The following is a 25,691-nucleotide window of genomic DNA, read 5'->3' on the forward strand; positions in this document are numbered from 1 at the left end:
GCTACCCCCAAATGCACCTGGCTACGTCCGTGAACGTCACTATCCGGGACACGACCACCCCGTGGCGCCTCAGCTGCTTCACCATAGAAGGTACGAGATTCACCTCACGATCGACCTCGGCTCCCAGTTCGACCCGGTAGACGCTCCCCATCTTTTTGACGCCGAGAACTCCCACCACACCGTCAGTCGACTTCAGGGCTTCGGTTAAGTCGCGGGGGGAACCGTACAGGACTCGCAGCTCCAGGATGTACCCGCGAATTTTGCGGACCCTCGCTTTGGGAACCTGGAGTTTGACACCGCGCTTCGTTTTCACACAGGCCGTTACGCGGCCGTCGGTGACGCGGATAGAAACCGCTTCCACTCCTGGAATTCGCGACAGTTCGGCGCGTACCTCCGCGGGGTCCCCGTTCGACACGTCGACCCGGTAGTAATCGTGCTCCGATGCCAGCCCTAGTGTGGAGCGCAGCGGTTCCGCTACGGGGAGGTGGGGCACGAGCATGCCGAGTAGGCACAACGATACCGCCAGTGTGCTCCTTCGGGTGATCCTGTCGACCGTGGACGGGAGCAGAGAGGATAGGAAAGCCGTCCAGAGGTACGTCAACGTATGATACGCCGGTAAGTAGAACAGGACTTGGCGGAACGCGTCCAGACCTCCTAACACCCCGAGCGAGGCTATCGGTGGGGCGACGGTTCTAATCCTCGAAGCTAGGAGTATCGACAGGCCCACGACGGACGGGTTCGCCAGCGGTCCGCCGTCCAAGCACCCTAGGCAGAGCAGGGACCCGGCGATCGACAAGACGATGGCCTTCTCGGTCCGGTCGGCTCGTAAAGGTACTATCCACGCCAGTACGACGTAAGCTATCGCCAGCAGGGCGAGTACTGGGAGTGGTACCCACGGTGGTAGCACGAACGACAGGGGTACGCCGCAGTGGAATTCGATCTTAGGCTCACCGAATATTGCCGAAATCAGCGCTCCGAGACACGCTTTCACGGCGTGACAGTGGTAAAAGGAGGACGTCTCTGGACGCTCCGTCAGCGTGACTATACAGGTACCTAAGCCCGGGTTGAACCCGGCTTCATATATCATCAGTAGCTGGAGCGCCGGAGGCACCGCTAGGATGGCTGCCATCAGCGCGTACGTCACCCACGTATCGATTTTCGGGAGGGGAATGCGTGAACGGTACGGGAGCACGAGGAAAAGCAGGCCGAGGTGTAGGAGGAGCATAACGTCCTTGGCTTCGGTTGACCCCAATATCATCGGGTAGAGCGCATCGTGTATCCTCCACTTGATCTCGGAGTCGGAGATCAGAACTACGGCGGCCAGTGTGAAACACACGGCTGATAATAGAATCGGCCCACGGACTCTCACCGTCGGTTTGCCCGTCGTCCCGTCTTTCCCTATCGCCTATTAACGTTCCCTGGTCATAGAACGTATCCCCACTTCACCGGCGTCACGTTGGCGACCCCCACAGGCTTCAGACCTGCTAGCTTCAGTGCGCCGGTAACCGAGTAAGCCACCGGGTACTCCTCCTCTAACGAGGCGACCTCGAATACGTACACCGACCCGCGGCGCTCCACTTTGAATATGGCGAGAATCGTCGGGGCACTCGCCACCTTGCGTGCAGCTACACTTGCCGGGATCTTCGGATCCTCTACGGCGACTTCAACCACATAAGCGTTCACGGAGTTCAAGAACACTGCCGGAGCTTTTCCGAGTCCCGCTTTCCTTAACGCCTGACTCAGTTCCTGCGCTATATCGTACTTCGACACCGGAGTGGGCGCCTTCACTATGATGTACGCGTCACACGATGAAGGTGCTGTCCTGATCCCTCCCACCCTGATCACGTAAGGACACTTGAGCAGTGCCCGCTTGACATCCCCTGGCTCCACCGATCCCTTGACGTTCGTGATCGCTACGTGATAACACCCGACTCTGGCTCCCTTTGAAGAGATCGACCACTGGTAAGTTATCACTCCCATCAACGCACCGATAAAGATCGCCGAGATGAGCAGGACGGCTACGATCTTAGTCCTCAACACTACCACCCCTGTCCCCTGGCGATCGCGGTCATCAGGAGGAGGGCCACCGCCCATACTACGGAGTTAGGAGCTAACGGGGACGTCAGGTACCAGACCACACGGATCGTCGCCTGAAGGAGCATCGGTGTCAGGCCGATGAGAACGGCGATGATCACGTATCGTCGTACGGGAAGCGGTCCTAACGCCCACACGATGAGCATCCCTAGTCCGATAACCATCGGTTTACACATGAACCCACCATCTACGGCTCCGAGCACTACGAGAAATCCCGCCCATGATAGCAGTAGCGATTCGGCTGCACTCCCGCGCTCGTGGAACACGGCTAATGGTGACAGGATGGCTAAGATCACGTAGGATGCGATTACGGCGGCAGTGAAGATCACGGCGGCCCACGTGGGCATGAACTTGGACAAAACGGATCCATAATGGTACTTAGTCGGAATCGGACCTATAACGTAGTTCATGACCTTCCCTACGCACGCCTTGAGGGAGTGGGTGTGAGTCAGCGAGGAGGTCTCACCGACCGACGACCCCCCGGACACGACGACCAAAGTGCCAGCTTTCAGGCCGTACGGGGTGTTGTATTGCAGTATCATCTGAGCCAGGTAGGGGCTCGTAAGGATCAGGAGCGCGAGGCATAATATCAATCTCCCCGAAGCGAGGACCTCGATCCATCGGCTCGGTATCGAAGGGGATGACCAGAGCAATAGGCACATCAGCCCGAGGTGGGCTAGTAGTATAGCTGGTTTGGCCTCCGTGGATCCCGTTAAAAGTGGGTAGAAAAACTTCCTGAAAATCCCGTCGAGAGGCGTATCGGCCAGAATAAGGGTGGCAGAGATCGAGAGTAACACGAGCGATGCAGCGAAGTAGAGATTACCCGACTTCGAGGATCTCTTCGACGATCTCCGCGACGGCGCTTCGCCCCCTTCTTATGAGCCACTCTCCACGTGGCTTGCGGGCCATCTGGACGGCGTCCTCCGCACCGGAGCTTTCGCTTAAGTACATTACCGGTACGCCGGACTCTTCGGCGATCCAATGGCTCAGGTGTTTGGGATGCACTTCCGACACCTTCACGGCCTTCTTCGCCACCACACAGGCTTCTATCGTGACCCCGAACCCTCCGGCGAACACTACCGTATCGGCCAGCATCATTACTCCGGGTAAATCCACGAATTCCCGAACGCACTCGAAGCCCTCTGGAGGGCTTACCCTGAACGGCACCACCACAGGATCGTGGTCCTCGAGATCGGAGAGCAGTCGTCGGGCTCCTTCCTCCGTGATGTCGCCACCCAAACATACCAGTACGCGACCTTCGTACTCTTCCGGTACGGGTCCCGGAATACGACCGGATAGGTGGCGGTCCGCTAGGTACTGGGCCAACGGTGCCCCGGAAACCACCTTAGTCTCAACTCCCACCCGTCGTTTGAGTACCTCCGCCCACTTCTCCGAGAACGGCACCAGCACACGCGTCGCCCATCGGACGGCTTCCACGGGGTTGTACACGTCCATCTCTAAGTGTACGGAGGGGATCCCTAGCATCCGAGATGCTATCAGAGACTTCCTGGCGTCCCCGGTGTTACCGGATGAAAGTACCACGGAAGCACGCTCCGACGCCAAAGCCCGTACCGTCCGTATTAAGTCAACGGAGAACCCTACGTACCCAAGTAATCCTTGTCTCCGTCGGGGCTTTCCTAACTGCTTCGTCTCGATACCTTCCCATTTCAGTATCTCGACTCCACGCCCGTGTCCGTATACTGTTACTTCCCACCCTTCCTCCAGGAGTCGCTCCCACACCGGGAGGAGGTTCTTGGCCGGGGACGGTTCTACGAGACTGAAAGCTTTCATCCGCTCACCCGCGTCGGAGCGTTCCCTTAGTGGATGGCACTCCGTCACCGACGATTTCCTTCGCTGCGCCGAGTGCGCGGCCTACGGCCTTAAACATGGCTTCGATGGCGTGATGGTCGTTGTCCCACCACCGTACCACCACATGCATGGTTACGCCGGCGTGGTCGCAGAAGCTTTTCCAGAAGTGCGAGACGTTCTCCGTGGATAATGGAGGAGAACCGATTCTATTGCGTCGGGGTCGGTACCCCTTTAAGACGAAGTAAGGCCTTCCGGAGATATCTACAGCACATTCTACTAGCGCTTCATCCATAGGTACCAGTGCCCATGCGATCCGTCGGATACCCTCGCGATCTCCGAGTGCTTCGTTCAAGGCTTTACCCAGGCATATACCGACGTCCTCGACGGTGTGATGATCGTCGACCTCTAGGTCGCCTCGGGCTTTGATCTCAACATCTATACGTCCGTGAAAGGCGAACTGGTGCAGGAGGTGGTCGAAAAACGGAAGACCGGTGTCGACCTTAGCGCGACCGGATCCGTCTAGGTTCACGCTCACCTCAACTTCCGTTTCCTTCGTCGTACGCTTGACATCCGCCGTCCGCACCGAGTTCACCCCATCGCAAACGTCGGTTGGTGGCGGTAAATAGCACGGACGTGCGGCCCGATCTAGGGTCCCCATGGAGAGGACGGTTTCCATCGTCTGCATCGTCCTAGGTGCCGCGTTACTTTGGATGTCTTCCGGTGCTTCTCATCAGGTGGTCGGGGCGAGAGAGTTGCAGTCGACCGATGACGGAACATTAGTAAGGGTCAAAGGCGAGGTGCTGCAGGTGAACGTAGTGAGCGACGGCGCGGAAGTTGTCGTTCTAGACGCGGGGGACGGGACGGTGACCGTGTTCCTCAGTAGGGAAGCCGCAAGTACTTTGGCCCCGACTCCTGGGGAATCGCTGGAAGTGGTAGGAAGAGTTGAAGAGTATCGAGGGCGGAAGGAAGTCCGTGTGGATTCGCCGGTACGTGCCCGCTAAGGCTCTCATCGTCGTGATCATCACGACGTTAACGGTCCCGTATTTCGTGTTCTACGGTAAGCCGCGCGGTCCCGGGTACCCTACGGAGCTGTACGGATACCGGATCGTACTGGAAGATCCGGCGCTCGCGGTAGTGGACGTGGAACCCAGACGGACCCTGCTGTTCAGACACACGCTTACGGTGTCCGATGAAGGTTGGTCCGTACATCCTGTCTTCGATATACCTCCCCTGATATTCGTGCGCGCGGAGCGCATGGATACTCTTGAAACGGTTAAGAGGAACTTGTGGGCGGTTGTACTACAGGAGGGAGCTGGACGGGTGTTCATGCCCGACGAGTTCGTTGAGGGTGGCGTTCCGGGACTCATCACAGGCATCGCCGGCCAGGCTTGGGCCTGGAAACATCTGAAATGGGCCAGAGAGTTCGGAGTTATTCACGGGCTACGTCGGTACGCTAAGGAGGTCGGACCCGAGCGCATTTCCACTGCCATCTTAGAGGAGTATAGGAGAGCACCGTGGCGGGCGATCCTAGATTTCTGTGACATGATGAAGAACAGTGACGTAGGGAGGTTCCTGCGCTCACGTGGGCTTTCCTTCCGGGATTTCCTCACCAGTAAAGATCCGAAACTAGTAGCGGAGGTCCTAGTCGTGTTGGACCTGGGAAGGCTCGACGAGCGAGTAGTCGATGAAAGAATACGGTACGTGTTGGATGCGAGGGCTTACCCCATCCCCGAGTCGGAAGAAAAGATCGTGGATAAGGCGGCGCGTGAGCTGCTTCGTCATGGATGAAGCTCGATCCCGAGGGCTTCACAGATCTCCTTGTACCGGTTTCGGATCGTAACTTCCGTAACTCGAGCAACCTCCGCAATCTCCTTCTGAGTACGTCTCTCTCCCTCGAGGATGGACGCGATGTATAATGCGGCCGCGGCTACGCCGGCTGGCCCCTTACCCACGGTGATGCCTTTCTCCTTGGCCTTTTCGATGATCTCTTGAGCCTTAGCCTGGACGTTTTCGGAGACCCCTAACTTCGAGGCGAACCTGGGTAGGTGATCGGAGGGTTCAGTCGGTTTCTGCTTCAGGTTCAGCCGACGTTGCAGTACTCGATAAGCCCGGAGTATCTCGTTCTCATCCGAGACTCCGAGCGCCTCCGCGATCTCGCGGGCAGTCCGGGGCACGCGAGCTTCTTTACACGCGGCGAATACCGCCGCTCCCAAAACGCTCTCTATGCCGCGGCCACGCACGATCCCTTCTTTGTACGCCTTCCTGTATATCGAGGCGGCGAGTTCCCTGACCGACTCGGGTAACTGAAGCTTGGACGCGAGATTCTCCAGCTCCAGGAACGCCTGGAAAAAGTTCCTTTCCCGACTTCCCGATACTTTGATACGTGCATCCCAGGTGCGAATGCGCCGCATCCGGGGGTTCTTTTTCCCACCGGAGTCGCGCAACTCCCGGTCTATAATCGTGGAGATGCCCTTATCCGGCAACCTCAGCTTGACGGGCTCTCCAGTTCGAGACCTCCGTTGTCTCTGGTCCGGGTTAAAGTGCCGCCACTCAGGGCCGGGATCTATCACCGGGTCTTCCGTGACCAGTCCGCAATTCGCGCAGACGTACTCACCCCGCTCCTCATCGAAAACAATCTCTGCGGAACCACACGCCGGACATTCCTCCGTGAACTTCCCGGTGTTCCTTTCAGAAGCAGCCATTCTCGATACACCCCATCATCTGCGGCGGCGGGGCCGACCCCGCCGCCTGCGAGGAGGACGCCTTCGCCGTCGTCTGGGTGGTATGAAGAGCTCCTTCCCGACGAACCTCTCGAGGTGGTGGCGGGACTTATCTCGGATGGCCACGTAGGGCTTATCCGCGGGCCCAAAAACGTCCACAATAACACCTACACGCTCACGACGGCGAGTTACAACGGGCGCCCCTAACGGCGGTACGTGATCGGCCCTTGCGATCAGATTTCCCCGGGGCGTAACGTGGAGGGCGCGCCCCAGCCTGCGCATGACGACACCGCCTGTGTGTCATTGTTCAACTCGAAGGTTTTATTGTTTTTGGCACTCTAGAGCCCACGACTCAGACTTCACCTGTTGGCACATTCCGAGCACACATCGAGTTTCTTGTTGCTCTTGAACTTCTTCCCACACACCTTACACGTACACTCGTACAGCTTTGCTCGCTTACCCTCGAGCTCGGCTTCCCTCTTGATCCGGCATGTCCTCTCCAGCTCTCGACGGAGGTAGAACCAGGTATCACCGAACACATCCCTGCCACGCATTACTACTCTCCTGGCGACCTCGAGTCCATCGCCGTCTCCATGCATAGCACGTACCATGGCACTCAAGAACTGGCGCTCTCGGTACCTGTAAAGGTCTATAGCGTCGTTGGGGCAGACGCGCACGCACTCATCGCAAGCGTCGCAGGCCTCCAGGTCCGCGATGACCACCTCTTCGCCCTTGATTTTCAACACTCCTCTCTCACAAACTTCCACACAGAGCGCACAGGAGGCTCCCTCACATCTGGTCCGGTCGATCTCGATCCGACGGACTACCTGCACCGAGGCTCCCCCGGGGAGGATCGGAGTTGGACGTACGGGTTCGAGAGGATGACGGCGACGTGATCTTAGAGTTCTATGCGGAGGATGGCAAGTCGGTCGAAGTTTCAACGCGTGCGTTCTACACGGCAGTATACCTGAACCGTCAGGACCCTATCGAGAAAACGAAGGAGTTGTTCATTAAGGTCTCGAGGATCCTCGGCGAGGAGCAACCCGAGATCTCGGTGCGGCGAGAGGAGGACCCTTCGGGTCACATCCTGAACCCGTGGGTGGCTAACTCGGAGGGTGCTGACGACGTATGGCCGCTGGTGTTCGAGGTGAGATCGAAGGACGGAGTGGCACGGGAGTTCACGTTACTTGTTCCCGTGAGGTTAGAGCGTCGACGACTCAGGGAGATACTTTTAAAAGTTTTCAGATCTTGATCGTCGGGTTTCCACGGAGGTGATATCATCTTGTACCCGAGAGGAAGGGAGGCTACCCTCGCGGCCGTCTTGCATACCATACTGCGGGACCGTCCCTCGACACAGAAAGAGATCGCAGAGAAGGTTGGCGTTTCCCGACGATACGTGACGGAACTCCTAAGGCCGCTCATCGAGGAGGGCGCCGTTCGAAGGACGTATACCGTCGACATGTCGAAGCTCAGACGCCATTTCCCCGAATTATTCGAGGAGCTTGGAAACTTCCTGTACGAAGATGTGGAGATGCACTTAGAGGGCGTCCGACCTTACTTCAAACGCATGACCGACCTGACCCTCGAGCAGATCGAGACGGCTCTTATCGCGGTCGAGGAGAACCCGGAACAGGCCCCCAAAGTTATCGAGATGGACGAGGAAGTGAACCGGTTGGACGAGGAAATACGTCTCTACGTCCGGACGCTTCCAGTCCTCCATCCTTGTGAAGAAGCCGGCAAGGTGGCGACCCTACTGCTGGAGATCTCGCACTGCATCGAGCGGATAGGGGACTACGCGTGCAACATCGCGGAGGTGGCGGAAACACTCGGGACACTGTCCGACCTGCAATGCTGGAGGGAAGTGCGGGAGGCCGCCCTGGAAGCCCGTAGCATGGTGAAAACCGCCTACAGCATTTTCCTCGGTCGGGTGAAGGAGGAGGACCTGCGCCATGAAGCCGAAAAGGTGTACTGCGCCGAAGATCGTGTCCACAAAAACATAATTAGGGCGTGTGAGAAGGCCGTCGAGGAAACGAAAGAGTTTCCTGAAAAGGCCGACCGACTGTTCGGTCTCTCTCGGATCACGAAGGACATCGAGCGTATCGCGGATAAGGCTGTAGACGTTGTAGATTTCACGCGCGAGCTCGTAGAGGGTAGGCCCCGGGATCTCACACCTGAGCAGGAGATGAGGAGCACCCTACCCGCTGACGGCACTCATTAGGGGGGTGCCGGTTGTACTACATCGGGCTCGGTGGCTTCGGCTGTCGGTTCTCCACTCACGCCTCAAACGCAGGCCTCGAGGTGATCCTCTGCGCGGGATCCAGAGGAGACCTACTGCGGGTGTCGGAAGGCGAGAAAATCGAGGTGGCCAGCGGTATCGGGTTCAGTCGGGACTGGCGTAAGGCTTCCGAGGAGCTGCAAGAGCAAGCGGAGACTATCCGTGAGACGTTAGAAAGGGTGGGCGCCGAGGAACCCACGGTCCTCGCTTTCGGTCTCGGTGGAGCCGTCGGATACGCTTTAGCGCAGCAGATTCTGAAGGAGCCTCCGGTGCCTTTCATCGTACTGACCACGGTTCCGGGAGAATCGGAGGATCCTCAGGTGCGTCGCAACGCTGCTGAACAGGTGAAGAGCGTCCTGGGAGTGTCCATCAAGCTTCCCGTCCTCTGGGTGGACAACGCGTTAGGTGGGTATGAACGGGTTAACAGGGTACTCGAGAGGACACTCCTCGACCTCCGAGACTTCCTGGGCGTGCCCGTGGAGGAGCTCCCGAACTTGGCCGGTAACTACGCGTTGTCACCTTCGATATCCGGAGAGAAGGTGACCGGGGACGTCGTCAAGACATCGGCGGATGAGGTCAGGAAGCTGGTGAAGAGTAGGGAGCCAGAGGAACACGTGGTTCGACGCGAGCGCCGTGGGCCTGACCCGGAGTCGCTGAGAGAATTGTTCTAAGGGGGAACCGCTATGGCGAGGAAAGCTAGAGTGACGCTCACACTCTCCGAGGACGCCTTGGCCCGGGTCCTAGCGACCAAAGACGCCCTCGAGGGAGACAGTATCTCGGCTACCGTCGGTAAGTTGGTGAAGTTCGGGTTCGCGTACCTCAGGGAGAAGTTCCCCGAACTGTTCGAGGGTATAAATCTCGAGGAGTACCGTGAGAAGGCGCGTGAGCGCTGGTTCGATTCCGGATCCTCTCGGTCATAGTTTTTAAACTCGGGTCAGGGGCCCCTCCAGGGAACCGCGTTGCGGGCACCTGAAGGCTTCCTTCTAGGTGGCATCAAACGCGAAGGTATAGGAGTCGGGTTGATCTTCTCGGAGCGTCGATGTGCCGTGGCGGGCACTTTCACCGAGAACACCCTCCGCGCCGCTCCGGTGGAGCACTCCGAGGAAGTGTGCGATCGAGGTGTCGCCCGCGGAGTGATAGTGAACAGTGGTCACGCCAACGCGATGACGGGTGAGGAGGGGTATCAGGACGTACTGCGCACGGCGGAAGCGATCGCTGAGCTAATGGGGGCTCCGGAGGACGAGATAGTGGTGTGTTCTACGGGCGTGATCGGTGAGCGTCCTCCTGTCGACAAGATCGTGAGGTACGCGCGCGAAGTTTGGGAGGATATAGGACCCACCGAACGGCACGTTCGGGAGTTTAGTCGGGCTATCATGACCACCGATACCGAGGAGAAAATAGCTTTGTACGAAGGCGATGGCTGGTCACTTCTCGGAATCGCGAAGGGTGCGGGTATGATACATCCGAACATGTCCACTATGCTCGCGTTCTTGCTCACCGATGTAGGAGCGAAACCGAAAGAGCTTCAGATGTGGCTACGCGATGTCGTGAACGACACGTTCAACATGATAACGGTAGATGGGGATGAAAGCACTAACGATTCCGTGGTGCTGCTGGCGAACGGCAGCTCGAACCTCAAAGTCGGCAGCGATGTTACCATCACGGAGTTCCAGCGCGCCCTGGAAGAGGTCTGTACGGAGCTCGCTGAGAAGATCGTACGAGACGGTGAAGGAGCGACGAAGCTCATGATAGTGTGTGTACACGGTGCGAGTAATGAAGTAGAAGCTCGGCGTGCGGCCCGTGCGATAGCGTCCTCAAACCTGGTGAAGGCGGCGCTGTTCGGCGAGAATCCGAACTGGGGCCGGATCGGAGCCGCTGTCGGGGCCGCACGCGTCGATGTTGATCCGGACGAGTTACGGATAGCTTTCCGCAGCTCAGAGGGCGAGATAGTGACCTACGAAGGAGGTCCAGTGGACTTCGACGAAGAGAAGGCTAAGCGCGTTCTCTCCGCGAGTGAAGTCGAGATTGTGGTGGACTTAGGCGTAGGTGACGCGTCCGCCCGCGCGTGGGGGTGCGACTTAACGTACGAGTACGTACGGATCAACGCGGAGTACAGGACTTGACCCTCCCCGCCTTAAAGGATGATTCGGGGCGTCGGCCCTCTGTTCAGTCACATCTTTCACTGGGCGGGCAGTCGAGCCGTTCAGAATGCATTTCGGGAGCAAATAGCGGGTGGGTTCGGGGCGATTTCTACGGATCGCCGATCGCCCGTGGTAACCCAAGAATAAAAACTCTCCCATCCTTTCAACCTTGGAGGATGAGGCTAGCAGCGTGAGGGGGCCTCACTTGACCGACAGGGAGGAAGTGGTAGAACTCCGCGGTCATATTATCGACTCACTCATTTTCTCCCGGGTACTGGACACTATCATGGAGATGGGCGGAGATTTTGAAATATTGGAATTCAAGGTAGGGAAGCGTAAAACGGACCCTAGTTTCGCGAAGATCCTCGTCAAGGGGAAGGATCCTGAGCATCTTAGAGAGATAGTCTCCGAACTACGCAAGTACGGGGCGGTCCCCGTTCACACGCAGGAAGTCCGACTGGAGCCGGCTCCGGCGGACGGCGTCTGTCCCCGGGGCTTCTACACAACTACGAACCACCGAACGTTCGTACTTTTCGACGGCGAGTGGATCGAGGTCGAGGACATAGAGATGGACTGCGCGATCGTGGTTTACCCGGAGGAACGCAGGGCAGTGGCTAAACCCATCCGAGAGGTTCGTGAGGGAGAGTTGGTGGTAGTGGGAGACAGAGGAGTGCGCGTGAAGCCCCCCGAGAGACCCCGCGGTAGGACTGGAATCTTCGGCTTCATGGAGAGCGAAGTCTCACCTGAAAAGCCCACACCAACGCTGATCCGAAGAATAGCTGAAGAACTAGAGTGGCACCGAAAGAACGGTAAAATCGTGGTAGTCGTTGGCCCTGCCGTGATTCACGCTGGAGCCCGTGATGATCTGGCATGGATGATCAGAGAGGGGTACGTAGACGTACTCTTCGCGGGTAATGCCGTGGCTACGCACGACGTTGAAGCTAGTTTATTCGGGACGTCACTCGGTGTGGATTTGGAGACGGGTGAGCCAGTAAAAGGAGGACACAGCCACCACCTTTACGCCATCAACGAGATCCGGCGAGTGGGCGGGTTACGCGAAGCCGTCGAGAAAGGAATCCTGAAAGATGGGATAATGTACGAGTGCATCGTCAACGATGTTCCGTACGTGTTGGCAGGCTCGATACGTGATGATGGTCCTATCCCGGACGTAATCACCGACGTCATGGAAGCCCAAGCGGAGATGCGACGTCATCTCAAGGGGGCCACCCTAGTGCTGATGATGGCGACGATGCTTCACTCGATCGCCACCGGCAACCTCTTGCCTTCCTGGGTCAAGACTATCTGCGTAGATATCAACCCGGCGGTAGTTACGAAGTTGATGGATCGAGGGACCGCCCAGGCTCTGGGAATAGTGTCCGACGTCGGTGTATTCCTACCGGAACTCGTGAAGGAGCTCAAGAGGGTCCGCGACGACGAGGCTTAGTCCACTCTTCCACCCTGCGCTCGATGAGTTCTTCCATCACCTTTTTAGCCTCTTCCAGCGCATCCTTCGTCCCCCTGAAGGCTAGGACCGTTGTCTTCGTCCCGCCCCGTTCAATCTCCCGTTGCACGACTTTTACGTCGCACCTTCGTTCCACCTCGGCGATCACGTCCGCGGGGACGCCCAGTGGTATTATCATATCATACTTCTTGGTATCTCGTTCGGACACCTTCGACACCCCCAGAGGGGGATGACCGTTGTCGGAAAAAAGTAGCCGGAAGGAGCGAGATGAGAAGACGGAGAAAGAGACCGCCAGACAGGGAAAGCACCGCCGCATCAGGGTCAAGTCTAGGCACTACGAAATGCCGTTTTCCCGAGGCGTTCTCGCCAGATCCCTCACAGCGATCGGCGTCGAGCCTCACAAAGCGTACGAGATTGCACTCAAGATCAAAGAAGAGCTGCAAGATGAAGGTATAGAGGAAATTAGCACTGATGAATTGGCGGATATAATCCGGACTAAACTTGAGGAAATCGATGAGACACTAGCGGAACGATATGAGCTATGGAGGAGGATTAAGAAGCGCGAGGAGCCGATAATAGTCTTAATTGGAGGAGCTTCTGGTGTCGGTACATCTACGATAGCCTCTGAGGTAGGACACAGGCTCGGTATTACGAACGTCATCGGTACCGACGCTATTAGAGAAGTAATGCGCAGAGTTTTAGCCGAGGAGTTGTATCCGACTCTCTATGAGTCTTCGTACACAGCTTGGAAGCGATTGCGCTATGAACCCGCCGAAGACCCTGTGATTACTGGGTTTCTTGACCACTCTGAACCAGTGGTGGTCGGTATTGAGGGAGTTGTGAATCGATCGATCAATGAAGGTATCCACGTGATCGTAGAGGGCGTTCATATCGTTCCACGATTGATTAAGAAGGAGATTCTCAACTACCCAAACGTGTTCGTGTTCATGCTCGCTGTAGAGGACGAAGAGGCGCATAAGTGGCGCTTCTACGCCAGGTCCAGGGATACCAAACTCTCACGACCCGCCGAGCGGTACTTGAAGTACTTCGAGGAGATCCGTAGAATCCACGACTTCCTCGTGGAGGACGCCGAAGAACACGATATCCCGGTGATCAACAACGAACATATCGATGAAACGGTGGACCAGATCGTGAGCTACATATCCTCTAAACTCCTGAAGGGTGAGAGAGAGCTATCCAAGAGCGTCTCCTGGTGGTGATGTATCTTGACGTTCCGCGAGAAGTTACGCGGTTGTAAGGTCGAGGAACTGATGACCAAAGACCCTATCACCGCGTCTCCTCAAGTTGGAGTGATAGAAGCGTTCGAGATCATGCTCAAGCATGATGTTGGAGCACTGCCGGTAGTGGACGATGAGGGGAGACTTATAGGGCTCGTAACCCGAACCGACCTCGGGCGCGCACTACTCGAAGACGAGTACGAGCCCGGAACCACCGTCGAAGAGGTGATGGAAAGGGACGTGGTAGTAGTTCACCCGGATGACACCTTACTCGAGGCCTTGAAACGCATGACCTCCGCCCCTGAGGGTATCTATAACCAGCTTCCCGTAGTCGACGATGAAGAGAAGCTGGTGGGAATACTGACGGACGGGGACATCCTTCGGTGGATAGCGAAGAAACTGTGAGGGTCAGAGCGCGGGAAGCGCCGGAGGAATTACTTTCGCTGTTACGTAAGCTCGGGCTCTCAATCGCCCGGACCAAGAGCGGCTACGAGGTTAGGGGCCCCAAATCTCGGTTTCTGAGGGCCCTTCAACATATACCGCCCAAGATGGCTATTCTGGCCCGCGAGACCGTCGAAGAATTAAGACGGGCAGTCGGGGTGGAAAGGCCCAGGTTATCCTATCGCCGTTAGAACACTATGTACTTGCCACGCAGTATATCTCGGTCTACCACGTATATGCGCTGCTTACCGCCTGAGTTTGATATCCATAGTGCCAAGGTTAAATGTTTAGATTTTGCATGTTCTGGTAATACCAGCACCATGGCCATTCTATCTCCGAAGTTTACGGTTCGATCGCCAACTTTCTCCTTCCCGGGTCCTAGAAGGGTTAGCTTTGCGGTTCCTAGTCGGGCAATCAACTGCTCGATTACGAGGCAACCTCTGGCACCCGTGGAGTGTAAGGCGCGCTCGATGCGTTCTTCTATGAGCGTATGTTTGCCATCACTTACGTTGCACAGTACCTCTCCGACAACTGCGTTGTAACGCACTTTCAGCTTCGGTCCATCCATCAACCGATTACCAAGCTCACGGCGTATCGCCCGCTTGATGGCGTTAACGTCGGGCTTTCCGTCGTACGATGCTTGGAACACGAACTTGGACCCTTTAATCACGGTACCCCTGGCGTCCAGTACCTTATCCTTCAACCGCTCCTCGATTCGTTTTTTCACGTCTTCCGGGTCCGCAGTCAACGGGACTAGAGCGTCCACGACGAAGACCGTGTATCCCTTGATCTTGACTTTCCTGACGTCTACGTTCTCCACACCACCCGCACTGCTTACGGCACTCTTCACGTCGGATGTCTTAACACCGGGCTTGGGCACGGCTAGGTATCGGACGACCGACACCTGGTAATCCTTCACTATGCTCGCATCGACCGTCCCTTCGGCCGCCGCTACGGCACTCTGTCCCCCCATCATGAAGGAGGGAATCGCGGATAGCACCATCATGGCTGCGAGAAAGATTATTCCGGCGGTGACGATGGATTTTCGGTGTCTTCGAATCCAGCCGAACAACGATCACTCCCCCTGGTCGAGCAGCATCTCCAAGTACGAGTGACGTACTCGCTTACCCTCGACTCTCAGCTCCTCCAAGATACTTACCAGCAGCTTCTCTTTCTCATCGACCTCCGACTCATCGTCCGCCTTACACTCCAGCTCGAGAAACGTGCCGAGACCCTCCACCTCATCCAGCGCCGCTACAACTTTTTCTCCGTTCACTTCGAGCGTGTAGACCGTCCTAAGCTTCTTTACTTCCGCGTGCTCTAGCGGCTCGAACCCTAGGTGGCGCAGGATGGCGTCGGTTGTCTCGAAATCGTCGACTACCACTTCTAACTCCACCCGTGACTTCTCGCGCCCTACCTTCGGTCCCTTGTAAGTTAGTGCGACTTTATCGTCGGAGCAGCGCAGTCGAAGTGCTTCGTCCGTCTCCGCGAAGTCACGGCAAGGATGCTGGTAATACAGGTCCCGCTGTCGGACGGTCCTTACCTTCTCTCCGAGCTCCTCCAAGCGCTTCCGCACGTCTTCGGGGTTCTTCAGCTTGACCTTAACCTCTACCTCGTACACACCGGATCACCTCCTCTTCAGTTCGATGACTACCTCGGGTTTCAAGAGCTGATACCCCAGGATCGCTCCCAAAGCGGCCGGGACGGCGCAGTCGATGCCGAACAGCTCGATGACCAGCACAGCGGACGAGATCGGAGCGTTGAACGTCGCAGCCAAGAACGCAGCGATAGCCGTCGCGGTTCCGGCCGGAGCGGACGGGCCCAACGTTTGACCCAGAAAAGACCCAAAAACGCGCCCACGCACACTGTCGGTGAAACCAAGCCCGCGGGTGTTTCACTACCGACTGTTAGCGCGGTGGCTACCATTTTGCCCAGGAACGATAGTAGCGCTTCTTCGGCTCCGATGCGGCCTAAGGCGGCCTTCGAGGCGTAGTCCAACCCCAATCCTACGGCTGTCGGAATAGCGATGCCTACCGACGCTACCCCGAGTCCTGCTAGGAGAGAACGTACGGGTTGACTAGGTACGGATTCGACGAACAGACGACGGGCTTCCTTGACGCACCGGCTGTACACGTATGCGAGTAACGTCGCCACTACGGCGATCACCAGGAGTTCCGGCAGGTGCTGTGGGCTGTAGTGATAAGGGGCGTTCCTCACGAGCAAGTAGCGCTTTCCTAAGGTCGAAACGTACACGGAGTATCCGGCAAGACTGGCTATCGTGCTGGGAAAAAGTACGACGTAGCGGGACCTCACGCGAAGGACCTCGATGGCGAACAGGGCCGCCGCCAGCGGTGCGCACAGAACCCCGGCCACGCCTCCCGAAATTACCCCCAGCACGGCCCATTTTCTTTCCATCTCCGACATTCCCAGCTTCGAAGCTACGTAGCCCCCTACGGACGCGCACGCCTGGGCACAAGGTCCTACTTGACCGCCACTACCTCCCCCGCCGATGACGAGACCCGCGAGTACCAACTTCGCCATCCCTCTGATGGGATTCGCGGGCTCGTTTGGGAACCCCCGGACGATGATCTCCATCCCGGTCCCTCGGAGCTCGGGATGTAGTGCCGCTAGGCTGCCGGCCAGCAGCATGAACGCCGGGATAACTAACGGCTCGTTCCCGACGGCCTTCTCCACCGTGCTTATAATTGAGGAGATGGCGACAGCACACGCTCCGCCGACAACGCCCAACGCCGCGGCCAAAACCGTCCACCGGGCGACGTGAATCAACGCCCCCGTCGACGGCAACTCTCCACCTCCGGGGGTTCTCGGCGGTGTGGACCCTGACGGTAAGTGCTGAGGGGGAACGCGGACCGTGCGGACGCGTGCGAGAGTTGTACTCAAATGACAAGGTCTCCGTGGCAGAAGTGAGTGTTCGGGGTGAAGGCGAAGAGCATTACCACCGACGCACGTTCGAGGTGTACTACGTGATCGACGGTCGTGGAAAAGTGGTGCTGAACGGTCGTCCCGTCGACGTGGGACCGGGGGACGTCGTCGCCATCGAACCGGGGACAAGGCATAAGGTGATCGGCAACCTGAGGATGCTGGTGGTGTGCATCCCCCCGTTCGACCCGGAGGATGTGTACCGGGTATGATGAGCTAAGCCTACGCCGACCTAGTGGGGAGTGAGGATACGGGTGAGCTGCCTGACCCACCCCGCGTGTTTATCGAACTGAGGTTAAGAGTTCCCGAAGAGGTACTATCGGCCCTGGATCCGGATTCCGATAAGTGTTGCGACAGAAGTGGGGACGTTGTCGAGGTATTCGTCGAAGGGTTCGGGGCGGCGAAATACGCCGTCGAGGACGTTCTGCGGTGCGTAAAAGTGGGCACCGACACGCTCGAAACCGTCAGGGGGAGCGAGAGTGCAGCCACTGACGAGGAGGAACAAGGACGAGCATCCCGCGGTTCTCGACCCGGATCGAACGATCGTCCTAGGTGACGTGACGGTGTCCCGAGACGCGGTGATAGGACCGGAGGTCAGACTGGGACCGGACGCCGTCGTACGAGGCGCTGTGATATCCGGACGTTGTGTCGTCTACAATTGTGAGCTCGGACGTTGTGCCGTAGGTCCTAAAACCACGGTCACGGGTGATGTTGGGGACGGAGTTACCATCCACTCGGGTACGATTCTAGGGCAGCTCCGTGTGAGCGGGGAGATCGAACCACCCGAGGTAGGTGAGGGGGCCTTCTTGGGACCTGGGGTTTCCGTTCTTCCGGGGACGGTCATAGGTCCGGAGTCCGTCGTGATGCCCGATAGTGTGGTGACCGAGCGCGTACCGCGTCGCGGAGTCGTCAGCGGAAATCCGGCGATGCCCACGGGGATGGTCGTCGACGCGGAGACGTTGATCCTGGAGTTCGATGGAAAGCGGCTGTTACTCGAAGGGAAACGGGGAACCGCCTTCGACGTCAGGCTGAGCGACGGCGAACTCGAAATCACCGAAGAGAGCCCCGATAACTTCGGAGCCGTGCTTGAGAAGGACGTAGTGAAGGTGGTTCGCATGGGACACGCGATACCCTTGCCCGCTGAGCGACCTTTCTCCATCCCCCTGCACGTACTGGAGGTACGAACGAAGGGGTAAGTGGGCGGTGCCGGTCCGCGAGTCACTACTGATAGACACCGATGTGCGCCGCTCGCTAGTGCTCGGGTCCGTATTGGAGATGTGCGAGGTGGAAAGAGCAGCCGTGTTGGGTACTGTTGCCCAGGGTAAGCGGTTCGAACACGGTGTTTTCGTGGCCGGGAAGCGGGTACCAGGCGAGGTAATCACGGTAGAGGTGGAAGTCTCAAGGGAAGTCGTACGCTCGGGATCGATGGAAATCGACCTCGATCCCGCGGATCCGGATCTGGTGGCGGTGGTTGCGGATGTGAGGGCTACTGGACTCATCGCGAACCTCACCGGCTTACGACCGGAGCGCCGAGGATTCCACGCCCTGTTCGCTTTCTCGGGTGAGTTACCCGCTCGAGTACGGAAGAGGGTGGTAAGCAACCTGGACGTGTTCAGAGAATGTTGTCCGTGTGCCCTATTGGAGATCGGTGACGTGAAGCTGAGGTTTCTAGGAGGTCGACAGGTGTTCGATGAAAGGTCCAGACTGTCGTATACGGACGTCCTCGCCGTCAGGGACGGGAAGCCGATAGCATCTGCATGGAGGCCGGCGTCCAGAAGCGTCATCTCTAAGTTGGGGGCCAGGTGAGGGACCGTGGTGGGGACAGTCAGAGAGCTTCCGACGCTGTTTTGCGAGTCGGTCGCACTGGAGGTACTCTCCGGGCCGAAACCAGGGTTGGTGGATCCCATCTCTCCTAGCTCCCACGAGGACATGGGGCCCCGTGAGTTCCTCGCGTGCCTTCCGGAGCTTCGAAGGTGTCTCGAGGAGGCCCTAGAGCTGGGGATAGACGGTGAACCCGTAGACGAGTTGATCCGGTCCCTTCCCGCGTGGAACGTGGACGTGATAACAGCTTCTGGCGGACCTAACTCCGTGCGTGGGATAGTGTTCCTCGGGTCAGTGTACTGCTACTCGGCTGGGCTCGAAAACGACCCGTTCCCGTTCGGCCGCATCCGCGTCGTCGGGAGAAGGTGTACGGAGGCCCTCTGGAACCGGTCGGAAACCAAGTGCGGGCGAATCCGGATCAAGGAGCGATTGGCCGGTGTCTTCGGCGAGGTGGCCTCCGGAATGGCTACGGCTCGGGGGGTATCCTTGCCGGTCCTACGGGCCACGCTGCGGGCGGGAAGGCCCCTCGAAGAGGCCGTGATACACTCGGTACTGGCCTGCATGTCAACGTTAGAAGACGCCGGGATCCCCCGGAAACTGCGTAATTGGGTGAAACGAAGGGCGTCGGAAGTTCTACGCGCTGGAGGCCCGTTCACCGAACGGGGTCGCGCGGAGCTGCACAAATTCGTGCACGAGTGCGCCGAACGTGGGGTGAGTCCCGGTGCCTCGGCCGACGTCACGGTCGTTGGACTCGTCCTCCTACTTGCGAGGTGGGGGAGGGACATCGTATCCCCGTATCGTGATCCTCCGCGGAGGTGGAGTGGCGGAGCTGTTGAACGGAACTCTCAGGCTTCTGATACGGTCGGACGGAACCCGGGCGGTCGCGTCCGCGGGAGACGAGAAGTTCTTAAAGGCTGACGAAGCTGAGGTCCGCAGGGAGTTAACACCCTTCGAAGCTTACCGGAAGATATGCAAGAAACTGGACGCGTCTGTTGTCGAGCCACCCGAAGATGTAGGACATCCCGTCGATCCTGAGGTGGGATATCGGGTCCTGGAACTCTTGGAGAGCCTGTGGGACTCGGGGTTCAGGCGCTTGGGTGTCTTGGGGACCGTCGGGTGCGGTGCGCCCCTCCACGACATCGAGGTCGGGAATCCGGTCGGGTGGACTAGCGTTCGGGTCTCGAACCCAGGCTCAGATCTCGACCTCGTGGCCCCCCACCGAGATTACTTATTGGAGATGTCACTGTCTGGTTTCGAAACTGTAAAGCGTTTCGCGGACCGTGTGATAATGTCTCCCGCGGCATTCACTGGGTTTACAGTTCCCAGAGTCGAAGTCCGGTTACCCAGGGGGTGTTAACTTGACGGAAAAACTTGACAGTGTGTTACCCAAAACCTCACAAGGTTCGAACTTGAACGATCTGAAGAACCTCCGCGATGCGCTGGATAAGTTTTCCGAGATCGAGCCGGATCTGGACGTCGAGTCGCTGAAAGCTACGCTGGACGATCTGATCACGCTCATGGAAGAAACAGGCGTGAAAGACGTGAGGGATCTCTGCGAGAAGTTTCTGGACTTCAAGCGTGAAAAGGAGCGGTTGGAAGAGCTCCTCAAGGAGTACTTCAAGCGGTTGGAGGAGTTGGAGCGGAAGCTGCGAGCCCACGAGGAGAAGCTTCGCATCGAGGCCCGTCGTCGTAAGACTCTGGAGAAGGAGTTGGAGATGGAGCGCGACGAGAAGGCCGAGCTGCGGGAGGAGCTACGGCGTAAAGAAGTCATGATCGAGAAGCTCCGTAGCGACCTGCAGCGGATGAAGAAGCCCCCGCTCATCGTGGGTACCGTCGAAGAGATCCTCGACGACGGTCGCGTGATAGTGAAGAGTTCCACGGGTCCGAAGTTCGTCTCGAACGTGAGCCCGACCGTAGACAGAAACGAGCTCGAGCCGGGTGCTAACGTGGCCCTCAACCAGCAGAGCATGGCCGTGGTGGACGTGTTACCGTCGGAGAAAGACTCACGTGTACTGGCGATGGAGGTGGACGAGTCACCCGATGTGTCGTACGACGATATCGGCGGTCTGGACGAGCAGATCCGCGAGATCCGAGAAGTCGTGGAGAAGCCGCTCAAGGAGCCCGAGCTGTTCGAGAAGGTCGGTGTCGAACCGCCGAAGGGTGTCCTACTGTACGGTCCACCGGGCACCGGTAAGACCCTGCTGGCCAAAGCCGTGGCGAACCACGCCGACGCCACCTTCATCCGGCTCGCCGCGCCGGAATTGGTCCAGAAGTTCATCGGCGAAGGTGCTAGACTGGTGCGGGAGCTGTTCGAACTCGCACGCGAGAAGGCTCCGAGTATTATCTTCATCGACGAGATCGACGCGATCGGTGCCCGGCGAATGCGGGACGCGACGAGCGGAGACCGCGAGGTCCAGCGCACGCTCACCCAGCTGCTCGCGGAGATGGACGGCTTCGATCCGCTCGACGACATCAAGGTCATCGCGGCCACGAACCGGAAGGACATCCTGGACCCGGCCTTGCTGCGACCGGGTCGGTTCGACAGGCACATTAAGATCCCGCTACCGGACGAGGAGGGCCGGTACGAGATCTTCAAGATCCACACGCGCGACATGAACTTGGCCGAGGACGTCGATCTCCAGAAGCTGGCGAAGATCACCGAGGGTGCCTCAGGTGCGGACATCAAGGCCATATGTACCGAGGCTGGTATGATGGCTATACGCGAGGACCGTGACATTGTCACCATGGATGACTTCCTGAAGGCCGTGGACAGGGTCATGGGTAAGAAGGAAGAAGAGAGCGGAGAGTTCAAGCGCGCGTACCACTGATGCGGACTCCCCGACCTTCCACCAACAATCCCCTCCCCAGGATGACGAGGCGGTTGCTGGCGGACCCGACAGGGATGATGAATAGTGGGCGAGCGGACTGTTGCGCATTACGGTCCTTACGTCGTTAAGGAGATCAGAACGAACCAGGACAACCTGGACGCGATCCGTTCGTTACTGAAGTCCGCCGAGCGCCGTGGTCCTGGAAACGTGGGAGAAGTGGTTCCTCTCGATGTCTTCGACACGGACCGTGGGCTAGCCTCCGATCGCACCAGGCTGCTGGTGGCTCTACGGGAGGACGAGATCGTCGCTTGCGTCGCCGCGGATCCTCGGGAACGCATAGGTTCCGGTCCCAATCCCCACAACGTCTTCGGCCTCGTAGTGTCTCCGGAGGTGCGCGCCAGGTACCAGTTGGGACACGTCATGATCGCCGCCGCCCTGAAAACGCTCCGGGAAGAAGGTCTGAAGGTCGCACGAACCACTCCAATCAGACGCGCCTTACCGTTCTTCACGGGTATCCGCGCCGATCCCACTCATGTGTACCGGGAACTCGAGGTGAGGCTAAGGTGGTATCGTAGGACTGGGAGTGAGGAGTACTTGGAGCTAACCAGGGTACCGAGAGAGGTCCGTGAAGAGCTGGAGCTACTTCGAATTCGTACGGTGAACGCTCGGAGGGACCCTACACCGTTTCACCGGTTGGATCCGGAGAAGCCCGTGCACGTTTTCAGGTCGGGTGTCCGCTCGTTCACCCTCATAGCATCGCTGGGGGACGGGGATCATGGTCGACGTCAGCGTGATATTGCCCACGTACAACGAGCGCGAGAACCTTCCAAGGGTGATTCCCAAGATCGAGGAGGTAGTGGAGGAAGAAGGCTGGACCGCTGAGATTCTGGTAGTCGACGACAACTCACCCGACGGAACGGCGGAAGTGGCCCGAGAACTTTCCAGACAGTACGGTAACATCAAGGTGATCGTGCGCGAGGAGAAGCCGGGATTAGGTCTAGCGTACAGGAGAGGGTTCCGCGAGGCTAGGGGCGAGGTGATAGTATGTATGGACGCCGACGGTCAACACCCACCAGAGTGTCTTCCTAACATCGTGAATCCGGTACTCGATGGGGAGTGCGACTTCGGATTAGGGTCCAGGTACGTCGAAGGGTCCGTCGTTGAGAACTTCCCGTGGTACCGTAAGCTGAACTCTTGGGGTGCACGCGTTGTTGCACGCTTGTTCCTCAAACTTCCGTACCGCGATCCGACGAGCGGGTTCCGTGCTATTTCCCGGAAGATACTGACCGAGAGCCGACCGTTCGTGTCCGAAGGTTTCGAGATACAGGTCGAGACGCTCGCGAAGGCCCACCACATGGGCTACACCGTGCAGGAGTACCCGTTCTTGTTCCGACCCAGAGAGCGGGGATCCTCTAACGTGAATATCCGTCAGATACTACGGTACCTCAGAGGAGTGTGGAGGATCAGGAAGGACTTGAAGCAGCGTGGGCTCCTGTAAACGTTTTCACATACCTGCTCCGGATGGCTCGAGGGCAGAAGATTGCGCGTTGTGGTGGTAGGAGGCGGAGCCGCCGGCGTCGTAGCCGCTCGGACTGCCCGGGAACACGGCGCCGACGTGGTTCTAATCTCGGCGGATGAGCATATCGCGTACTCCCCCTGCGCCATCCCGTTCGTAATCTCAGGGGAGATAGAACGACCGGAAGATATCCTGATGCGCGATCCCACCCACTACGAGCGCCTCGGGATCGACGTCAGGCTGGGCGTGAGGGTGGAGGAAGTCGATCCCGAAGAGAAGGTCGTGACCACCGAAGACGGTGACACCGTCGAATACGACTCGATGGTTCTCGCTACCGGTGGAGAGCCTCTAGTTCCCCCGATCGAGGGTTCCGAACTGGACGGCGTCTTCACCGTTCGGCGGTTTTCGGATATCGAGCCTCTACTACGAGCCGTTCAGGAGTCGGAGCGAGCTGTGATAGTGGGAGCAGGACCCATCGGTGTAGAGATGGCGTACGCCCTTCACGAACGCGGGTTAGAGGTCACGCTGGTCGAAATGCTCGATAGGGTTCTTCCGCAGTTCCTCGACGATGATGTCGCCGCGATAGTGCAAGAGCGGATGGAAAAGGAGGGCGTCAGAGTACTTCTCGGCTCGCCTGTGGAGGCTATAGAAGGCGATGATAGAGTGGAGGCCGTGGTGGTAAACGGTGAAGAGATAGAGGCCGACCTCGTCGTGATGGCGGCCGGTGTGAGGCCGGTAACGGACCTCTTTGAGAGCATAGGGGCTTCGGTCCTACCCTTTGGGGTTGAAGTCGATCCCGCCCTTCGAGTCAAGCGCGAGGACGGCGGTGTCTTCGACGATATATACGCGGCCGGGGATTGTGTGGCTGATTGGTGTCCCATCACGGGTGAGCGAGTTCCGAGCCAGCTCGGCACGGTCGCCGTTCGACAGGGCAAGATCGCCGGGAAAAACGCCGCTGGAGGTCCCAGGGCGACTTGGATGGGTACCCTCAACACCGCAGTGATCCGCGTGTTCGATCTGGAGGCGGCGGGTGCGGGATTGACACAGACCAGGGCCGAAGAATTAGGGTTGGAGGTGGTTTCGGCCACCGTCGAGACGACCACCAGGGCCAGGTATTATCCGGGTGGCGAGCCTATTGCGGTCAAGTTAATAGCTGATGCGGACACGCACCGTATCGTCGGAGTTCAATCCGTTGGAGGGGAACGGGTGAGGGAGCGCGTCGACGGTGTCGCTTTGGCCATCCGGCTGGCGGCTAAAGTAGAGGACCTCCTGAGCTGGGATTACTCCTACTCGCCTCCGGTCGCTCGGGTTATAGAACCCATATACGAGGCCGCCGAGCTCCTTAGGGAGGAGCTTCACTCATGAAGCGCTTCCTCAGAGACCTTTCCGCCGCCACAGCATCACTGACGGCCTTGGTCCTCATGGAATCGTTCACGGGGATTACGCTCGAATCCCTTAAGCATCGGTGGGTGCATCATCCTGAGTTCTTGGCGATGCTTCCGGCTCTCATGGACTTTCGGGGCAACGTGGCTCTCGCTCACTCCGCCCGCACCGCCACGGCGACCCATCTGGGTGACGAGGAGAGGGCACTGCAGAGCTCACTGGCGGTTCTCCTAATCGGCCTCATGGTGCCTCCGGTCATCGGCTCGGTCGTCTACTACGCCTACGGAGGTGATTTGAGTACCCTCGTAGGGACTGCGTTCCTTACCGTACTGTCGGTTACCGCGGTCGTGACGCCAGTAACAGTCGGTATCGTCCGCATGGCGGCGATGTTGGGTTTCGATCCGGATCATGTCGCTCCGCCACTAACAACGGCTCTCTCGGACGTACTGACGGTGGCTTTCCTGTTCACGATTGCGGAGGTGATGGTAGGTTGAGCAGTGTATGGAGAGGGATTCTCAGGATCCTCCGATCGATGTTGGTGATTTCCATAATTCTCGCCGTCTGGAGCTCTTTCACGGGCTCGCTGCTGGCTAAATGGGAGGCCAAGCTCGAGCATAACCCCGGTCTAGCCGCGCTCCTCCCAGTTCTAATGGCGGCGGCCGGCGCTGCGGCCGCGTCGTTCGGTAGCCGTCTTTCTACCTATTTGCACTTAGGGACGTTCACGATATGGGCGGTACTGAGAGACGCGTTGGTGCAAGGCTCGGCCTTGCTGTTGGTAATCGCGGGCTACGCCGGTCTCGTGACCGTCGCGTTCTCCGGTCGACCGTCTCTGATCCTGTTGGCCGTTGAGTCGACGGGGTTAACGTTCTTGACCTCTATTCTCGTGGCCCTCGGCTCGGCGTTCACGAGCGTAAGACTAGGGATGGATCCCGACGACGTCGTTGGGCCCGTCGTGACGACGGCCGCGGATTCCGTAGGGATCATACTTACCTTAACCCTAGCTCCGGGGTAATGGCGTTGGAA

The 25,691-nt window shown here is 58.3% G+C and carries 32 protein-coding genes and 1 pseudogene; 21 read left to right on the forward strand and 12 right to left on the reverse strand.

The window, feature by feature from the left end; translation table 11 throughout:
- Position 1: 1 nt before the first annotated feature.
- The 5 genes from MK_RS04510 to hisB form a co-directional block, all read right to left on the reverse strand.
- Positions 2-1,369 (reverse strand): hypothetical protein, encoded by a 1,368-nt coding sequence (locus tag MK_RS04510; protein ID WP_148679619.1) that lies wholly within the window; start codon positions 1,367-1,369, stop codon positions 2-4.
- Between the two features lie 53 nt (positions 1,370-1,422).
- Positions 1,423-2,037, reverse strand: coding sequence for a hypothetical protein (locus MK_RS04515; RefSeq protein WP_011019220.1), 615 nt, complete (start codon positions 2,035-2,037; stop codon positions 1,423-1,425).
- 2 nt (positions 2,038-2,039) lie between these two features.
- Positions 2,040-2,687, reverse strand: a complete 648-nt coding sequence (locus MK_RS04520) for a hypothetical protein (protein WP_011019221.1) — start codon at positions 2,685-2,687, stop codon at positions 2,040-2,042.
- Between the two features lie 226 nt (positions 2,688-2,913).
- Entirely contained in the window at positions 2,914-3,885 is a 972-nt protein-coding gene (locus tag MK_RS04525) for a UDP-N-acetyl glucosamine 2-epimerase (RefSeq protein ID WP_011019222.1), read from the reverse strand.
- A 4-nt stretch (positions 3,886-3,889) separates the two neighbouring features.
- The gene (hisB, locus tag MK_RS04530) at positions 3,890-4,495 is read right to left on the reverse strand and encodes an imidazoleglycerol-phosphate dehydratase HisB (RefSeq protein ID WP_011019223.1); all 606 of its coding nucleotides are present in this window, start codon (positions 4,493-4,495) and stop codon (positions 3,890-3,892) included.
- A 160-nt stretch (positions 4,496-4,655) separates the two neighbouring features.
- Here hisB and MK_RS04535 point away from each other — a divergent pair, with 160 nt between their 5' ends.
- Both MK_RS04535 and MK_RS04540 read left to right on the forward strand, forming a co-directional pair.
- Entirely contained in the window at positions 4,656-4,904 is a 249-nt protein-coding gene (locus MK_RS04535; RefSeq protein WP_158295932.1) for a hypothetical protein, read from the forward strand.
- Complete coding sequence (locus MK_RS04540; protein WP_148679621.1) at positions 4,846-5,691, forward strand: hypothetical protein; 846 nt, start codon at positions 4,846-4,848, stop codon at positions 5,689-5,691. Before MK_RS04535 ends, MK_RS04540 begins: the two co-directional genes overlap by 59 nt.
- On the opposite strand, the gene MK_RS04545 is transcribed toward MK_RS04540, so the two are convergent.
- The 3 genes from MK_RS04545 to MK_RS04555 form a co-directional block, all read right to left on the reverse strand.
- Positions 5,682-6,605 (reverse strand): transcription initiation factor IIB, encoded by a 924-nt coding sequence (locus MK_RS04545; RefSeq protein ID WP_011019226.1) that lies wholly within the window; start codon positions 6,603-6,605, stop codon positions 5,682-5,684. The genes MK_RS04540 and MK_RS04545 overlap by 10 nt on opposite strands.
- 15 nt (positions 6,606-6,620) lie before the next feature.
- The gene (locus MK_RS09460) at positions 6,621-6,905 is read right to left on the reverse strand and encodes an H/ACA ribonucleoprotein complex subunit GAR1 (RefSeq protein WP_011019227.1); all 285 of its coding nucleotides are present in this window, start codon (positions 6,903-6,905) and stop codon (positions 6,621-6,623) included.
- 77 nt (positions 6,906-6,982) lie between these two features.
- Positions 6,983-7,456, reverse strand: a complete 474-nt coding sequence (locus tag MK_RS04555; protein ID WP_158295933.1) for a 4Fe-4S binding protein — start codon at positions 7,454-7,456, stop codon at positions 6,983-6,985.
- Between the two features lie 26 nt (positions 7,457-7,482).
- Between MK_RS04555 and MK_RS04560 the strand changes: the two genes are divergently transcribed.
- From MK_RS04560 to MK_RS04585, 6 genes are all read left to right on the forward strand, one after another.
- Positions 7,483-7,875 carry a hypothetical protein gene (locus MK_RS04560; RefSeq protein WP_148679623.1) on the forward strand — a complete coding sequence of 131 codons (393 nt, stop codon included), beginning with the start codon at positions 7,483-7,485 and terminating at the stop codon, positions 7,873-7,875.
- A 30-nt stretch (positions 7,876-7,905) separates the two neighbouring features.
- Positions 7,906-8,841 (forward strand): PhoU domain-containing protein, encoded by a 936-nt coding sequence (locus tag MK_RS04565; protein WP_011019230.1) that lies wholly within the window; start codon positions 7,906-7,908, stop codon positions 8,839-8,841.
- Positions 8,842-8,852: 11 nt separating this feature from the next.
- Positions 8,853-9,569, forward strand: coding sequence for a cell division protein FtsZ (locus tag MK_RS04570; RefSeq protein WP_011019231.1), 717 nt, complete (start codon positions 8,853-8,855; stop codon positions 9,567-9,569).
- A 12-nt stretch (positions 9,570-9,581) separates the two neighbouring features.
- Entirely contained in the window at positions 9,582-9,818 is a 237-nt protein-coding gene (locus MK_RS04575) for a hypothetical protein (RefSeq protein WP_011019232.1), read from the forward strand.
- A 39-nt stretch (positions 9,819-9,857) separates the two neighbouring features.
- On the forward strand, positions 9,858-11,021 hold the full coding sequence (argJ, locus tag MK_RS04580; protein ID WP_011019233.1) for a bifunctional glutamate N-acetyltransferase/amino-acid acetyltransferase ArgJ: 1,164 nt from the start codon (positions 9,858-9,860) through the stop codon (positions 11,019-11,021).
- Between the two features lie 223 nt (positions 11,022-11,244).
- On the forward strand, positions 11,245-12,483 hold the full coding sequence (locus MK_RS04585) for a TIGR00300 family protein (RefSeq protein WP_011019234.1): 1,239 nt from the start codon (positions 11,245-11,247) through the stop codon (positions 12,481-12,483).
- Here MK_RS04585 and MK_RS04590 read toward each other — a convergent pair.
- A complete protein-coding gene (locus MK_RS04590) occupies positions 12,455-12,709 on the reverse strand; it encodes a hypothetical protein (protein WP_011019235.1) in 255 nt (84 codons plus the stop codon). The two genes, MK_RS04585 and MK_RS04590, sit on opposite strands and share 29 nt — an antisense overlap.
- A 28-nt stretch (positions 12,710-12,737) precedes the next feature.
- Between MK_RS04590 and MK_RS04595 the strand changes: the two genes are divergently transcribed.
- Positions 12,738-13,721, forward strand: a complete 984-nt coding sequence (locus MK_RS04595; RefSeq protein ID WP_011019236.1) for a 2-phosphoglycerate kinase — start codon at positions 12,738-12,740, stop codon at positions 13,719-13,721.
- 6 nt (positions 13,722-13,727) lie between these two features.
- Positions 13,728-14,144, forward strand: a complete 417-nt coding sequence (locus MK_RS04600; RefSeq protein ID WP_011019237.1) for a CBS domain-containing protein — start codon at positions 13,728-13,730, stop codon at positions 14,142-14,144.
- A 223-nt stretch (positions 14,145-14,367) separates the two neighbouring features.
- On the opposite strand, the gene MK_RS04605 is transcribed toward MK_RS04600, so the two are convergent.
- The 3 genes and pseudogenes from MK_RS04605 to MK_RS04615 all read right to left on the reverse strand — a co-directional run bounded on the left by MK_RS04605 (position 14,368) and on the right by MK_RS04615 (position 16,829).
- Positions 14,368-15,252 carry a hypothetical protein gene (locus MK_RS04605; RefSeq protein ID WP_011019238.1) on the reverse strand — a complete coding sequence of 295 codons (885 nt, stop codon included), beginning with the start codon at positions 15,250-15,252 and terminating at the stop codon, positions 14,368-14,370.
- Positions 15,253-15,255: 3 nt separating this feature from the next.
- On the reverse strand, positions 15,256-15,801 hold the full coding sequence (gene cyaB / locus MK_RS04610) for a class IV adenylate cyclase (RefSeq protein ID WP_011019239.1): 546 nt from the start codon (positions 15,799-15,801) through the stop codon (positions 15,256-15,258).
- Positions 15,802-15,807: 6 nt separating this feature from the next.
- Positions 15,808-16,829, reverse strand: a pseudogene (locus tag MK_RS04615) (chloride channel protein).
- A gap of 182 nt (positions 16,830-17,011) precedes the next feature.
- Between MK_RS04615 and MK_RS04620 the strand changes: the two are divergent.
- The 11 genes from MK_RS04620 (at position 17,012) to MK_RS04670 (ending at position 25,680) form a co-directional block, all read left to right on the forward strand.
- Complete coding sequence (locus tag MK_RS04620; protein ID WP_158295935.1) at positions 17,012-17,332, forward strand: cupin domain-containing protein; 321 nt, start codon at positions 17,012-17,014, stop codon at positions 17,330-17,332.
- A 267-nt stretch (positions 17,333-17,599) separates the two neighbouring features.
- Positions 17,600-18,316 (forward strand): acetyltransferase, encoded by a 717-nt coding sequence (locus tag MK_RS04625; protein WP_011019242.1) that lies wholly within the window; start codon positions 17,600-17,602, stop codon positions 18,314-18,316.
- Between the two features lie 7 nt (positions 18,317-18,323).
- Positions 18,324-18,926: a hypothetical protein gene (locus MK_RS04630; RefSeq protein ID WP_011019243.1), complete on the forward strand. Its 603-nt coding sequence runs from the start codon at positions 18,324-18,326 to the stop codon at positions 18,924-18,926.
- Between the two features lie 9 nt (positions 18,927-18,935).
- Positions 18,936-19,859: a triphosphoribosyl-dephospho-CoA synthase gene (locus MK_RS04635; RefSeq protein WP_158295936.1), complete on the forward strand. Its 924-nt coding sequence runs from the start codon at positions 18,936-18,938 to the stop codon at positions 19,857-19,859.
- Positions 19,774-20,298, forward strand: coding sequence for a hypothetical protein (locus tag MK_RS04640; RefSeq protein ID WP_158295937.1), 525 nt, complete (start codon positions 19,774-19,776; stop codon positions 20,296-20,298). The genes MK_RS04635 and MK_RS04640 overlap by 86 nt, the downstream gene beginning before the upstream one ends.
- A gap of 235 nt (positions 20,299-20,533) precedes the next feature.
- Entirely contained in the window at positions 20,534-21,769 is a 1,236-nt protein-coding gene (locus MK_RS04645; protein WP_148679947.1) for a proteasome-activating nucleotidase, read from the forward strand.
- An 84-nt stretch (positions 21,770-21,853) separates the two neighbouring features.
- Positions 21,854-22,651, forward strand: coding sequence for a GNAT family N-acetyltransferase (locus MK_RS04650; RefSeq protein WP_011019247.1), 798 nt, complete (start codon positions 21,854-21,856; stop codon positions 22,649-22,651).
- Positions 22,545-23,267, forward strand: coding sequence for a polyprenol monophosphomannose synthase (locus MK_RS04655; RefSeq protein WP_011019248.1), 723 nt, complete (start codon positions 22,545-22,547; stop codon positions 23,265-23,267). The genes MK_RS04650 and MK_RS04655 overlap by 107 nt, the downstream gene beginning before the upstream one ends.
- A 51-nt stretch (positions 23,268-23,318) precedes the next feature.
- Positions 23,319-24,650 carry an FAD-dependent oxidoreductase gene (locus MK_RS04660; protein WP_226988729.1) on the forward strand — a complete coding sequence of 444 codons (1,332 nt, stop codon included), beginning with the start codon at positions 23,319-23,321 and terminating at the stop codon, positions 24,648-24,650.
- Positions 24,647-25,162, forward strand: a complete 516-nt coding sequence (locus tag MK_RS04665) for a magnesium transporter (RefSeq protein ID WP_011019250.1) — start codon at positions 24,647-24,649, stop codon at positions 25,160-25,162. The genes MK_RS04660 and MK_RS04665 overlap by 4 nt, the downstream gene beginning before the upstream one ends.
- A complete protein-coding gene (locus MK_RS04670; protein ID WP_011019251.1) occupies positions 25,159-25,680 on the forward strand; it encodes a magnesium transporter in 522 nt (173 codons plus the stop codon). Before MK_RS04665 ends, MK_RS04670 begins: the two co-directional genes overlap by 4 nt.
- The last annotated feature ends 11 nt before the right edge of the window (positions 25,681-25,691 follow it).

Origin of the sequence: Methanopyrus kandleri AV19, from assembly GCF_000007185.1 — an archaeon.
GTDB lineage: Archaea > JAADCQ01 > Methanopyri > Methanopyrales > Methanopyraceae > Methanopyrus > Methanopyrus kandleri.

What these genes read in the sequence shown, in the direction of transcription:
- MK_RS04665 (WP_011019250.1), top strand. Translation starts at nt 24,647, where the DNA reads ATGAAGCGCTTCCTCAGAGACCTTTCCGCCGCCACAGCATCACTGACG.
- MK_RS04575 (WP_011019232.1), top strand. Translation starts at nt 9,582, where the DNA reads ATGGCGAGGAAAGCTAGAGTGACGCTCACACTCTCCGAGGACGCCTTG.
- MK_RS04525 (WP_011019222.1), bottom strand. Translation starts at nt 3,885, where the DNA reads ATGAAAGCTTTCAGTCTCGTAGAACCGTCCCCGGCCAAGAACCTCCTC.
- MK_RS09460 (WP_011019227.1), bottom strand. Translation starts at nt 6,905, where the DNA reads ATGCGCAGGCTGGGGCGCGCCCTCCACGTTACGCCCCGGGGAAATCTG.
- MK_RS04545 (WP_011019226.1), bottom strand. Translation starts at nt 6,605, where the DNA reads ATGGCTGCTTCTGAAAGGAACACCGGGAAGTTCACGGAGGAATGTCCG.
- MK_RS04655 (WP_011019248.1), top strand. Translation starts at nt 22,545, where the DNA reads ATGGTCGACGTCAGCGTGATATTGCCCACGTACAACGAGCGCGAGAAC.